Origin of the sequence: uncultured Rikenella sp. (assembly GCF_910579375.1) — a bacterium.
Lineage (GTDB): Bacteria > Bacteroidota > Bacteroidia > Bacteroidales > Rikenellaceae > Rikenella.
In genome coordinates, this window is sequence record NZ_CAJTUJ010000047.1 from 1 (window position 1) to 13,203 (window position 13,203).

10 protein-coding genes are annotated in these 13,203 nt (G+C 58.8%); 1 reads left to right on the forward strand and 9 read right to left on the reverse strand.

The genetic code is table 11. The features are described from left to right. Positions 1-147 precede the first annotated feature (147 nt). The 9 genes from recR to recG form a co-directional block, all read right to left on the reverse strand. Positions 148-744, reverse strand: coding sequence for a recombination mediator RecR (gene recR / locus QZ302_RS05590; protein WP_294593460.1), 597 nt, complete (start codon positions 742-744; stop codon positions 148-150). 6 nt (positions 745-750) lie between these two features. Next, entirely contained in the window at positions 751-1,647 is an 897-nt protein-coding gene (locus QZ302_RS05595) for a tetratricopeptide repeat protein (protein ID WP_294593462.1), read from the reverse strand. 5 nt (positions 1,648-1,652) lie between these two features. After that, on the reverse strand, positions 1,653-3,560 hold the full coding sequence (locus QZ302_RS05600) for a BatD family protein (protein ID WP_294593464.1): 1,908 nt from the start codon (positions 3,558-3,560) through the stop codon (positions 1,653-1,655). Positions 3,561-3,638: 78 nt separating this feature from the next. Further along, positions 3,639-4,655: a VWA domain-containing protein gene (locus QZ302_RS05605; RefSeq protein WP_294593466.1), complete on the reverse strand. Its 1,017-nt coding sequence runs from the start codon at positions 4,653-4,655 to the stop codon at positions 3,639-3,641. 352 nt (positions 4,656-5,007) lie between these two features. Beyond that, a complete protein-coding gene (locus QZ302_RS05610) occupies positions 5,008-6,006 on the reverse strand; it encodes a VWA domain-containing protein (protein WP_294593468.1) in 999 nt (332 codons plus the stop codon). A gap of 63 nt (positions 6,007-6,069) precedes the next feature. Then, entirely contained in the window at positions 6,070-6,870 is an 801-nt protein-coding gene (locus QZ302_RS05615; protein WP_294593470.1) for a tetratricopeptide repeat protein, read from the reverse strand. Continuing rightward, positions 6,867-7,961, reverse strand: a complete 1,095-nt coding sequence (locus QZ302_RS05620; protein WP_294593472.1) for a hypothetical protein — start codon at positions 7,959-7,961, stop codon at positions 6,867-6,869. The genes QZ302_RS05615 and QZ302_RS05620 overlap by 4 nt, the downstream gene beginning before the upstream one ends. A gap of 3 nt (positions 7,962-7,964) precedes the next feature. Further along, on the reverse strand, positions 7,965-8,870 hold the full coding sequence (locus QZ302_RS05625; RefSeq protein ID WP_294593474.1) for a DUF58 domain-containing protein: 906 nt from the start codon (positions 8,868-8,870) through the stop codon (positions 7,965-7,967). 938 nt (positions 8,871-9,808) lie between these two features. Beyond that, entirely contained in the window at positions 9,809-11,947 is a 2,139-nt protein-coding gene (recG, locus tag QZ302_RS05630) for an ATP-dependent DNA helicase RecG (protein ID WP_363323618.1), read from the reverse strand. 107 nt (positions 11,948-12,054) lie between these two features. Here recG and QZ302_RS05635 point away from each other — a divergent pair, with 107 nt between their 5' ends. Next, a complete protein-coding gene (locus QZ302_RS05635; protein ID WP_294593476.1) occupies positions 12,055-12,906 on the forward strand; it encodes a DUF3108 domain-containing protein in 852 nt (283 codons plus the stop codon). Positions 12,907-13,203: the final 297 nt, after the last annotated feature.

Genomic DNA, 13,203 nt, shown 5'->3' on the forward strand with positions numbered 1-13,203 from the left:
CCCGGCACTCGGAAGGCACAGCCTCTACCCCCAAGGCCACCTCTACCCCTGTTCTCTGTCAGCGTACGGCAGTACCCGAAACAAAAAAACCGTGCCCTCCTCACGGAAAGACACGGGGAAAACTCCTCTCCCATCACGCAAAATACTCTATTTGGACAACGACTGCCGATTCTTCAAAGCGTGTGTAATCGTCAGTTCATCCGCGTACTCAAGCTCGTCGCCAAAGCCGATACCCCGCGAAATCACCGATACCGTTACGCCCAACGGCTGCAATTTTTTGGTCAAATAATACGACGTCGTCTCCCCTTCGATCGTTGTCCCCAACGCGAGAATCACCTCTTTCACCCCGAACCGCGTCACATTGTCCAGCAGAAGATCGACATGCAGATCCGACGGCGAAATCCCCTGAATCGGCGAGATCACACCGCCCAGCACATGATACAATCCGTTGTACTGACGCGTATTTTCGATCGAAATCAGATCGCCTACCTGCTCCACCACACAAATAGTCGTCCGATCGCGCTTCGGATCGGTACAGATCGGACAAAGCTCCTCGTCGGAGAGGTTCCGACACTGGCGACACCAACAGATATCGCGTCGGAACTGATAGATCGCTCCGGCAAAGAGATCGACATCCGCCACCTCCTGCCGCAAAAGGTGCAAAGCCAACCGCAGGGCAGTACGACGCCCCACGCCCGGCAGTTTGGAGAGCTCTCCGACGACGTTTTCGAGCAACTTGGACACCGCGCGCTACTCCTCCCCTCCTGCTGCTTGCGACCGGTGATCAACGACCGCCGGATCGACCGCCTCGATAGCATCCGAAGCGATCCACCCCTTGTTTCCGTCCGACAGAACGATCTCCGTCCAACCGTCCAGCTCCTCCTGCATCCGCACCTTCGTCCCCTCGTGCAACACAAACAGATCCTTACCGCCCGTCCCCGGCGAACTCTTGACCGGCGCGACGAGATTCATCACCACCGCCTCTCGGTTGTGCAACAGCCGACTCCGTTGGAAATTGGCATAGAACAACGACAGAAAGCACAGAATCAACGCCGTCACCGCCCCATAAAAACCGACTTTCCGTCCCCTCAGCGTCCCGGCCAGCAGCCAAAGAATCACTGCGGCAAACGTCAGCCCCAGAAAGACCAGCCCGAGCACCGCCCAGGTGTTCGACCCGAGCATCAACCCCAACTGCCGCAGCCAGCTTTTGAGAAAAAATTCGGGTACGGTGTCGATTTTATCCACAATACGAGCATGCGCCAAAGCCAGATTGTACTGCGTATCCTCGTCGGTCGGATCGAGCAGCAGCGCGCGATTGTAGTTCAGAATCGCCTTGCCCATCCGCCCCTGCTTGAACCAGCTATTGCCGAGGTTGTAGTAGAGTTTGACGCTGTGCACCCCCTGTCCGAGCAACGTCTCGTACAATTCCACCGCCTGCCGATAGCTGCCGTTGCTGTACGCAGCATTCGCCCGGGCCCACAGCGAGTCTGCCGGCACCCGATCCGCGTCGCCGACCTGTGCCAAACCGACGGTATCGACTGTCGCCCCACCCTCCTCCGCCACAGCCGGAAGCGCGCACGCTCCGAGAGTCAGCAGCACAACCGCTCCGCCACGAAAAGCCCAACGAAATATATTTATCTTCTTCATACGGATCATATTTTGGATTCGAACCGCCCGATCCAGTCGAGAGCGGCCTGATAAGCCTTATCCATCTGCACCCCGCCCGCCGGCGCATACTGCGCGAATTCGCATTCCGAGATCAGGTTCAGAAACTCGCGCGCCTCTTCGTCCGGAATCCCGCGTTCGACGACCAACACATGTCGCACCCGATCTTTCGTCAAATCGGCTACCGAGATCGCCAGTTTGTCTCCCATATATCCCCACAAAGCGCGCAACATCTCTTCGAAAAACGGGCTCTCTTTCCCCGCCGCCAGATAAGCCTTGGCCCGTTTCAACCGCCGCAGAGCCACTTTATTCGCTTTCCGGGTCTTGACCCGCACGATATCGGCACGCTCACGAATCCGATGTTGCAGGTAGAACAACAGCCCCACGAACAACGCGGCCAGCCCGATCGCCGCAAGGAACCAGCCCCATGACCAGAGGAAAACACGCCCCTGCCGCACGAGGTGCGGATCGCCCATCCGGATGAAGCGGATGTCGGAACCGAGGAGTTTCAAATCCTCTTTCGTCACGCCGGAGACCATTCCGAGCCCGGAGCCCGAGCCTCCCTCGCCGCGGACGATTTCGACATGAAACGCTTCGGTGGTCAGCCGATCGTACCGCCCGGTAGCCGGATCGAAATAGGAGAATCCCACAGCCGGTATCTCATACGTTCCCTCGGCCCGCGCAATGAACGGATATTCGTAAGTCCGCTCGCCGGTCGTCCCGCGCAGGGTACTGGCCAACTGTTCGGTGGTCTTCGTGTCGAACTGTTCGAATGCCACCGGCAGATCGATCTGCGGCGCTTCGATCAGCGGGAAATTCCCCGTCCCGGTCAGCCGCAGCGAGATCGAACCGGCGCTATGGGCCGGAAAGCGGTCGCCGGAGATGACGCCGGTCAGCTGGAACTGTCCCACCGCGCCGCTGAAATCGGCCGGCTGAGGCTGGGGCAGCTCTTTGACCCGGATCCGCACGACGGGCGTAGAGAGTCGCGTCGGCACCTCCTTGACCTGGGCCGCACCGCCGAAAAAGAGGTCGTAAGGCGAACCGGTCGAAGGCATCTGGGTCACGAGCCGGGCCACTGCCGTCAGCTGGGTCTGCTCGATTTCGATCGTGCCGGTGCGCTGGGGGTAGAGCAACCACCGACGCAGCACCTGAGACAGATAGACCTTGCCGCCGACCGTCACGCGTTCGCCGCCCTGTCCGCTGACATCCATCTCCTGAGCCCAGAAACCGTTGAGCGCCGGGTATTTAATCTGCTGAAGACCGGAAATCTCGATCTGGGTATAGATCCGCAAGGTAGCCACCAGCGCCTCGCCTTTATAGACGTCGTTTTTGCTGACCTCTATCCGCAACAGGATGTCATCCGAAGCAACGGTCGTCTTGGGTGCCGGAGCAGCCGTCTCACCGGCCGCACCGCCACTGTTCCGCCTCCCGTTTCCCGCCGGTCGCGCGCCGCCGGTCGCGCCGTTTTCGAGGCTTTCGATCACGGTGGATTTCGCGGTATACCGTTTATTCCCGACGGTCAGCGTAGCGGCAGGCAAGGTAATCTTCCCGGCCCGCGTGGCCCGCACCCAGTAGGTGTAGGTATGGGTCTGCCGACTCTCCGACACGCCGCCCATGTTGCTCATAAAGACGCCGGTCGCCCGCACCGGCCCGGAGAGGATTTCGATCCCCTCGGGCATGGTCGGCGGTGCGAACTGCGCGCCGTTCAGGTCGCCGGTGGTCGAGGCGGCGTATTCGATCTGGAACTGCTGGCCGTTCGCGACGGTCAGCGGGGCCTGTATCTCGAACTCCACCTCTTGGGCCGAAACGCTCCACAGGCAGAGACTGGCGATCCACCCCACCGTCCCGGCTACGCACAACCGCCGCAACCGACGGAAACAGGTATCGAGTTTCATTCTATTCATAAGGGTCTGCACAAAATTACGTTTTTGCATCGACTTCCGACCGGTCGTTGTCGTTTTCCCCATGGGATCTCAGGATTTGAAGATCGAAATCCGGGAGAGCCACCGGTTTTTCCGGTCGAGCATCATGAATTCGACGAGCAGGAGCACCAAGGCACAGGCCAACAGGTAGTGGAACTGGTCGTTGTATTCGGAAAAGGCCATGGAGGAGAACTCTTTTTTCTCCATCCGGTCGATCTGTTTGAGTATCTCGTTGAGACCGATCTGCATGTCGGTGGCGCGGACATAGCTGCCGCCGGTCAACACGGCGATCTGCTGCAAGGTCTGTTCGTCGAGTTTCGAGACGACCATCTGTCCGTTTTCGTCCTTAATGGTCTCGCCGCCGATGGTGATCGGCGCCCCTTCGGGTGTCCCGATCCCGACGGTGTAAACGACTACGCCCTGCTCCTTGGCCAGCTGGGCTGCGGCAATCGGATCGTCGTCGTGGCTCTCGCCGTCGGTAATCAGGATAATGGCGCGGCTCTGTCGGCTCTGGTCGGAAAACGACCGGGTAGCGACCTCCAAAGCTCGTGCCAAAGAGGTTCCCTGAACGGGTACCATATTGGGATTCAGTCCGTTCACAAAGCTCTTGGCGGAGATATAGTCCGAGGTAATGGGCAACTGAATATAGGCGTCTCCGGCAAAGACGACCATCCCGACGCGGTCTTTGTCGAGCTGTTCGATGAGCCGGTTCACGGCGTTCTTGGTGCGTTCCAGCCGGTTGGGGGCGAAGTCTTCGGCCAGCATGCTGTTCGAGACATCGACGGCGAGCATGATTTCGACGCCTTTCCGGGTCACTTCATGCAACTTGGCGCCGAACTGGGGCTGCCCCAAGGCCAGGATCATCAGAAGCAACGCTATGGCGGTGAGAATGAATTTGTTTCTCACGCGTTTGGGCGACGCTTCGGGCATCAGCTGCCGAATGGTCTCGGGATCGCCGAAACGGGCTAACCGCCGGTTCCGGGCACGCCGATACCACCAATAAACGGCTATAACGGCTGGCAACAATATCAATAGCCACAAATACTCGGGCTGCGCAAATCTGAACATATCCTAAATTTATATCCCTTCTTTTATCTGTATTTGCCCGGGAGGGTACTGTTCTCTTTGTGAACAAAGAGAACCAGAAAAACTTTAGACGGATGCTGGCGCATCCTCAAACTGCCGACGGCCTAAATCTTGGTTAGTTCGTTGGGCTGTGGTTTTCCGGCGCAGCGCGCTAAATAATTGGGCATAATACCCTAAGCGCGCTCGCCGAGAAAACCCAGCCCGACAGACTCGCGAAACATGAGGACTGCGGAGCCTGAGGAGTAGCGTAGCTAACTAAAAGTTTTTGGTGCCGCTTTTTCCAAAAAGCGGCAGTTCCAGCCGGGTAGGTACAAATAAAAGAACGGGTTAAAAGTTACGGTATCTGGCGGAGGAAGAGATAGCGGCTGAGGATCTCGACCACCAGCAACACAATCGCCAACAACAACCATCCGTGATACACCTCGCTGTATTTCACGAAATTTTCAACCTCGACCCGCGTTTTTTCCAACCGGTCGATTTCGGCATAAATCTCGGCCAGCTTGGTATTGTCCGTCGCCCGGAAATAACGCCCCCCCGTCTGCTCGGCAATCCGACGCAGGATATCCTCGTCGATCTCGACCTTGGCCTGTACGAACGAAATGCCGCCCCAGGCATTCAACGTCGGCGTCGGCGCCACCCCCTCGCTGCCGATCCCCACCGCATAGACCCGAATGCCGTAGTCCGCAGCGATCTGCGCCGCCGTCATCGGGTCGATCTGACCGCTGTTGTTCACCCCGTCCGTCAAGAGGATAATCACCTTGCTCGGCGAGTCGCTCTCTTTCAACCGGTTCACCGCCGTCGCCAGCCCGTTCCCGATGGCCGTCCCGTCAGCAATCATCCCGATCTCGATCTGATTCATGAGGTTCACCAGCGAGACGTGATCGGTCGTAATCGGCGACTGGGTGAACGCCTCGCCGGCAAACACCACCAGCCCGATCCGATCGGTAGGCCGACCGAAAATAAACTTCGATCCGATATCCTTGGCCGCCGAGAGCCGGTCGGGCTGAAAGTCGCGCGCCAGCATCGATCCCGAAATGTCGAGCGCCATCACGATGTCGATCCCCTCGGCGTTGATATTCTGCCGATCTTCGGCCGACTGGGGCCGCGCCATGGCGAAAATCACGAGGGCCACCACCGCGCACCGCAACACGAACGGCGTGTGCCTCAACCAGTACCGATAGGTATGCCTCAATCGCTCCACGCCGCGCACCGTGGAGAGCCGAATGGCAGCCCTTCCCTGAAGCGTGCGATAGACGTAATAAACCACCATCGGCACCAGCACGAGCAGCAACCACAAGATGCGTGGATTTTCGAATCTTACTATATCGAACATACAGTGTTCCGTATCTGTCTTTGAATCAACAAACTATCTATTCCGCAAGCCCCTCGTCGCCCCCTACCACTGTTTCCGCCCGCGAACTCCGACCGCTTCGGCCTTCTCGGCATCGACCCGTTTTTTGGTATTGTCCTCGCTGGCCTGAATCGCTTTCAGAAGGCGTTCCGACTCTTCGCGCGAGGCGGACGGCTGACGTTCCGGCTGCCGGCCGTCGTTCGGCTCGTTCTTCTTGTCCGACTGCCCGTCGTCGGGGTTGTTCCGATCGTCGTTGTTCTTATCGTTGTTTTTATCTTTATTCCTGTCCGGATTATTCCGATCTTGATCGGGGTCGTTTCGGTCGTCGTTATTCCGATTGTCGGAATTATTCTGGTTGTCCTGATTATCCTGGTTGTTCTCGTTTTGATCGTTCTGGTTATCCTGCTGCTGTTGCTCCTCCTGCTTCAACTTTTTGGCATAGGCCAGATTGAACTTCGCCTCTTTGTCCTCCGGCACGAGCCGCAAGGCGTTTTTGTAGGCTTCGATCGCCTCGTCCAGTTTGCGTTGCTGTACGAGCGTATTCCCCAGGTTGTAATAGGTCGCCGCCTGCCGGTGCCGATCGTTTCCGTCTTCGGCCAGCCGCCCGTAAGCCGCTGCCGCGTCGTCGTACCGCCCCTGTTTATAGAGCGCGCCGCCGAGGTTGAAATTAGCCTCGTAAGAGGTGATTTTTTTCTCCAACGCCCGCCGATACCCGACTTCCGCCTCCGGATATTTCCCTTCGTAGTAGGAGAGGTTCCCCCACCGGATATCCGCCCGCTCTTTTTGCCCCCAGGCAATGGCCGGAGCGACGGAAAACAGACTCAAAATCAATATATTCCTCCTCATCGTTCGAACTCTTTGTTTTCAGGTTTCGTTTCCGGATCGAACAAGTCGTCTTCCGGCATATCGACCGCTTCGGTCGCCGTCACCCCCGGCGCGGCAGGGGCTTCGCCCGGCGCAGGGAGCTCTTTGGTCTCTTCGACGTAGAAATAGGCGTCGAAGTAGGCCTGTTCGTTATCCTCGGGCGACGGGTTCAGCTTGGCGAACTTCACGAGGTCGGCCAGCCGGAAAAGCTGGCGCAGTTTTTCGCGCAGCCGCTCGTCGTTCACCTCCCGCACGGCGTCCAGGATCTGGTCGGAGGTCATCTCCATGGCGCCGATCCCGTACCTGCCCTCGATATAGATGCGCACGATGTCGGCCAGATGGGAGTAGTACTCCTTGTGTTTGCCGTTCTGCCACAATTTGCGGCTGTGCAGCCGTTCCAGAGCACGAATAGCCGCGACGTGCGGCGGCACAGCCGGTCTGCCCGCGCCCCGTCGCCCGCGCCGCAGATACTTGACGGCCAGATAGATCACGACAGCCAGTCCCACGGCAATCAATCCGCCCCACAAGAGGTACTCCTTGATTTCGCGCCACTGGAACGGGGTGTTGAGCGGTCGTTTGATATCGAATATTTGTTGTTTTGCGGTGTCGATCTCGAAGGTCTCGACGACGAGCCGCATCGCTTCCGGAGCAAAGACGGTGTCGCCTTTCCCGGCCTTCGCTTCGTCGGGCGTGGCCGACCAAACGACCGGGAAGCCGCCCAAGGCATAGTTTCCCTCGTCGAACCCCGTCAGCCGATACGCAACGCGTATCCTGATCCGCCGTCCGCTCTGCTCCAGGGTGTCGATCCGGTCGATCCCGAGCATTTCAATCTGCGGCGTCAACTTCCCGTCCTCGAACTGAGGCAGCTGGATCTCCTGTGCGACATCTTTGTCGATGTCAAGAAAGAGGCTGAACTGGTCGCCGATCAACACGGTGTCGGGCACCAGCCGGGTGTGTACCTCGGGCGGCCGCTGGGCAGAGAGGGGCTGGGCCGTTCCGGATGCCACGCTTCCCCCGGCGGCGACAAAGGCCGAAAGGAGAAAAAGAATCGGACGATATAGTTTCATATCCACGAGTTATCGCATTTTAAAGAGCCGCAACAAAGCGGCTACATAATCTTCGCCGGTGGCCACCGAGACGGTATCGACCCGGCATTTGGTCAAGGCCTGTCCGATCGCCGAGGAGGCGAGCTCCCAGTACCGAGCATAGCTGTCGCGCGTCCGGGCGGAGGCGGTATCGACCCAGACTTTTCTCCCCTCTTCGGCGTCCTGCACTTCAATAATCCCGACGTCGGGCAACACGGCTTCCCGAATGTCGTAAATACGCAATCCGACCAGGTCGTGCCGCGACGAGGCGATCTTCAATCCCTCTTCGAAGTTGACGTGCAAGGCCTCGCCACGTGTGGTATCGGCTGAAAAGTCCATGAAGTCGGTCAGCAGAAATGCGGTGCACCGTTTTTTCATCACGTTGGTGAAAAAACGCAGGGCTTCGTTGATATCGGTTCCGCGCCCTTCCGGTTGGAAGTCGACCAGGTCGCTGATAATCCGCAGAACGTGCTGCCGTCCTTTCTTTGGCGGAACGTACTTTTCGATGCGATCGGAAAAGAGGATGCAGCCGATTTTGTCGTTATTCTGAGCCGCAGAGAAGGCCAGCACGGCAGCGATCTCGGTCATCAGGTTCTTCTTAAATTGTCCCTGTGTCCCGAACATGCGGGAGGCGCTGACATCGACGAGCAGCATCATGGTCAGTTCCCGTTCCTCTTCGTAGACTTTGATATACGGAGCTCGGTTTCTGGCGGTGACGTTCCAGTCGATATCGCGGATATCGTCTCCGATGCGGTAGTCGCGCACTTCGCTGAAAGCCATCCCGCGTCCTTTGAAGGCGGAGTGGTATTTCCCGGCGAAAATATCGTTGGAGAGGCCGCGGGTCTTGATCTCGATTTTGCGGACTTTCCGGAGTATGTCTTCTTCGGTCTCTTTCATGGTGTGCAATCGGGTAATATATCTTGTTGCCACAAGGCTTCGGTTCGTTTTTCCCCGCCCCGGGCTTCCGCGATGCGGGCTACTATGGACGATTAGGCGATCTGATATACATCGGCACCGGCGGGTTTAGCTACTCGTCCTCCGTGAGCAGCATCTTCGGCGTATTCCTTAACTTCAGCGCCCAATATCTCAATTCCGGCAACATGGACAGCCGTGCCCAGTGGTCTTCAGTTGCGTTGTCTCTCGGAATAAACGCCGCGTGCCCGCGGTGGGCAAAAGGCCGGGTCTACCCTAAAAATAAGAGCAGCCTCTACCCTACTTTTGAGTGGCAACCTGCGGTTCACAGAACCGCCCTATTCGTGGCATTCGTCCTCGGAGCGCTATTCGCTCTTGGTTTAAGCGGGTCGCCGCCAGCGGAGGTGCAATCGAGTTTGCGAAAATGCAATTGCCTTAGCGGGTCGAAGCCTGCGGGTGCACTCAACGAGCATAGCGAGTTGCGGGCCTCCGCGGTCGGAGGCTTCGGCCCGCACGGCTCTTCGAGCCGCAAAAGCACTGCCCCGTGTCCGCCTCACTGCGGCTCCGCTATCGCTCCGCCGCGTTTTGCTGTCGCCCGCTGGGATTTCATCTCGATTTTGCTAACGCAAAATGAGTGAAATCCCTCTTAAGGCGGGCGGGCGACGGATTTTTCGTACAGGATCAAATTTTTTCGCGCGCCTGCGCGATTCATTCTATTTCGGCCCACCGCCGAAATCGCTGAATCGCTTCTTTAGGCGGGGCGCGCGGTTACTTTGAAGTAATAAAGGCCGCCCGCCGTGGCGCGAACGCGTCCGCCGGGCGGACGCACCCTTCGGGTGATTTAATGGCCGTCTCTACCCCCGCTCTTTGTCCGCGAAACGTGCAAAAGTGTTGTTTCGCTATGGTTGTCACCGCTTTGTGCGTCAGCTGATCTGGCTCAAGTCCACCTCGATCTTCTTCTTGCGGTTCAGCCGTGCGATCGCAGCCGCCAAAAGTACGTTCGCCGGATCCTGTAAATTCGGATCCGTCGCCAGCACCCTTTCCGCCACCCCCCGCGCATATTCCAGAATGTCGCCGTCCTTGGCCAGGTTCGAAACCTTGATCTCGATCCCTTGCCCGCTCTGCGCCGTACCGTCGATGTCGCCCGCCCCCCGGAGCTGCAAGTCCAGCTCCGAAAGCCGGAAACCGTCCGTCGTCGAGACCATCGCCTCCATCCGGTGCCGCGCCTCCGTCGAGAGCTTGTCCCCCGTCATCAGGATACAGTACGACTGCTCGCCGCCCCGGCCCACCCGGCCCCGCAGCTGGTGGAGCTGCGACAGTCCGAACCGCTCCGCACTCTCGATCACCATGACCGTCGCGTTCGGCACATCCACCCCCACCTCGATCACCGTCGTCGAGATCAGAATCTGCGCCTTTCCCTGCTTGAACTGCTCCATCCCGTAATCCTTGAGCCGCGCCGGCATCTTGCCATGCACCACCACGCTCGTGTACTTCGGCGGCGGGAACTCCCGCGCGATCACCTCCGCCCCCGCCTCCAGATTCGCCACATCCAGCGTCTCCGACTCCTGAATCAGCGGGTAGACGATATAGACCTGCCGTCCCCGGGCGATCTGCTCGCGCAGGAAGCCGAACAGCCTCAACCGGTGCGACTCCCGCGCATGAGAAGTATGTATCGGTTTCCGCCCCGGCGGCAGCTCGTCGATCACCGAGACGTCCAGATCGCCGTAGAGCGTCATCGCCAGCGTCCGCGGAATCGGTGTCGCCGTCATCACCAGCACGTGCGGCGGCAAATCCTGACTTTTCATGCGCAACTTGGCCCGCTGCATCACCCCGAACCGGTGCTGTTCGTCGATCACCGCGAATCCCAGCCGCGCAAACTGAACTCCCTCCTCGATCAGCGCGTGGGTGCCGATCAGCAGGTCGATCTCGCCCGACATCAGCCCCTCCGCAATTTCCGCCCGTTTCCTCCGCCCCGTGCTCCCCGTCAGCAATTCGACCCTCAGCCCCGTCCGTTCCACCAGCGACATCACCGACCGGTAGTGCTGATTGGCCAGTATCTCCGTCGGTGCCATCAGCGCGCTCTGGAATCCGTTGTCCGCCGCGATCAGGATGCACAGCAGCGCGACGATCGTCTTGCCGCTCCCCACGTCGCCCTGCATCAGGCGGTTCATCTGGTGGCCGCTCACCATGTCGCCCCGAATCTCCCGGACGACCCGTTGCTGGGCGCCCGTCAGTTCGAAAGGCAGCTGTTCGCGGTAAAACATATTGAAATAGCCCCCGATTTTCGGCATCTTGAATCCCTGCACCTTTTCCATCCGCACCTGCCGCTGGCCCAACAGCTGGAGCTGGATGACGAACAGCTCCTCGAACTTGAGCCGTCGCATTGCCGCCTGCAACGCTTCGGCCGACGACGGGAAGTGAATGTCATGCAGCGCCTGGGCCCGTCCCACCAACCGCTCCTGTCGCAACAGATATTCCGGCAGCGTCTCCGGAATGTAATTCTTGACCGCCCCCCAGAGCGTTTTCACGGCATTGAAAATGGCTTTCGTCCCCAGCCCGATCGAGGTGAGCCGCTCAGTGGTGCTGTAGATGCCCTGCATGCCGACCGGCTCCTGTCCTTCGATCACGATCGGCGGTTCGAACTCCGGATGGGCCATGTTCGGCCAGCCGTTGAACATCGTGGGGCGTCCGAAAAAGATGTATTCACGGCCCACTTCGAGCTTCTTCATCACGAATCGCGCGCCGCGGAACCAGACGACGTCCATCTCGCCCGTATCGTCGGTCACCACCAGCGCCAGCCGCGCCTTGTGGCCCGTCCCAATGATCCCTTTGTCGCGTACCCGTGCCCTCACCTGAATGTATTGTGTGGAGAGCTCCTCCCGGATTTCGTTGATTTTGTAGATTTTCGACCGATCCACATATCGGAACGGGATGTGCATCAGCAGGTCGCCGAACGTTTCGACGCCGATTTCGGCGGCGAGCAGTTCGGCGCGTTTCTGCCCGATTCCGGGCAGGTACTGGATCGGTCTGTCGAGGATGCTGTCCATGGTCTTTCCGTACACAAATATACTCTTTTTTCGGTCGCGCGCCGGGAGCCGGTTGCGAGGCCGAGGAAAAAGTACGGCACGGGGGTTGCACTGCCTGAAAAACGATTATATTTGTCTCTGTTATGAAACGATTTCCGATTTTTATGTCGCTTGTCGCGGTGCTGTGCGCAGTGGGCGGGGGACGAGTCCGGGGGCAGTCGTCGGCGCGGCCGTTGGCTTTCCGGGCGGGCGAAGAGCTGACCTACACGGCGGGTTATGCTTCGACGATGCTGACGACCGACGTGGCGACGGTGACTTTCCGGCTTTCCGAGGGACGTATGGAGGGCGGTCCGGCTTATCGGATTTGGGCGCAGGGGGTGACCAAACCGTTTTTCTCGGTCTTTTTCCGGGTGAACGATGTCTATGAAACGTGGCTCGATACGGCGACGCTGCGGCCGTTGTATGCCACGTCGGATATTCAGGAGGGGAATTATCGGTATCGCAGCCGGCAGTGGTTCGATTGGACGAAGGGCGAGGTGAGGACGTATGGCAAAAACCAGAAAAAGGGCTATGAGCGGGGACGGACGATGTCGATCGGGGAGTCGGACTTCGATCCGGTCGCTCATTTTTTCAACCTGCGAAACCTGCCGTCGATCGGTACGATGCAGAAGGGGGAGGCGGGATTTTTGAACTTAGTGATGATTGATACGATCCGCAGGATTCGGTACGTGTATCAGGGGCGGGAGATTATCAACGCTCCGGCGACGGGGCAGGTGCGGTGTTTGAAGTTTTCGTGTCAATTGGCGACGGGCGATGCGCAGTCGTTCAAGGATGGGAGCGAGTTTTTGATTTGGATTTCGGACGACGCGAACCGGATACCGATCTATATGGAGACTCCGATTCGAGTGGGGCGTGTTCAGGCGACGCTGACGGGTTGGAAAAATTTGGCCCATCCGTTTTCGTCGCAGCTTGTGGACGGGGGTAAGAGGAAATGACAGTTTATTGTCCAAGTGCGCGGACAGAGAACGGGGGTAGAGGCTGCCATTTGCCCACTGCGGGCACGCGGGGCCTGCCCGGCCCGAGGGCAGTCTCCTCCCGTAGCCAAAGACGCGCGCCCCGCCTAAAGAAGCGATTCAGCTATTTCGGCGATGAGCCGAAATAGAATGAATCGCGCAAGGCGCGCGAAAAAACTTGCTCACCCACGAAAAAACCGTCGCCCTCCCGCCTAAGAGGGCATATTCTGCCGGTTGGCACTCGGCCAATCCGGCAAGAATTGCCGCGGGCGACGGCAA

Bases quoted from the DNA above. Each gene is read 5' to 3' on its own strand.
- QZ302_RS05605 (WP_294593466.1), bottom strand. From the start codon at position 4,655: ATGTTCAGATTTGCGCAGCCCGAGTATTTGTGGCTATTGATATTGTTG.
- QZ302_RS05615 (WP_294593470.1), bottom strand. From the start codon at position 6,870: ATGAGGAGGAATATATTGATTTTGAGTCTGTTTTCCGTCGCTCCGGCC.
- QZ302_RS05635 (WP_294593476.1), top strand. From the start codon at position 12,055: ATGAAACGATTTCCGATTTTTATGTCGCTTGTCGCGGTGCTGTGCGCA.
- QZ302_RS05600 (WP_294593464.1), bottom strand. From the start codon at position 3,560: ATGAAACTCGATACCTGTTTCCGTCGGTTGCGGCGGTTGTGCGTAGCC.
- QZ302_RS05625 (WP_294593474.1), bottom strand. From the start codon at position 8,870: ATGAAAGAGACCGAAGAAGACATACTCCGGAAAGTCCGCAAAATCGAG.
- QZ302_RS05610 (WP_294593468.1), bottom strand. From the start codon at position 6,006: ATGTTCGATATAGTAAGATTCGAAAATCCACGCATCTTGTGGTTGCTG.
- QZ302_RS05595 (WP_294593462.1), bottom strand. From the start codon at position 1,647: ATGAAGAAGATAAATATATTTCGTTGGGCTTTTCGTGGCGGAGCGGTT.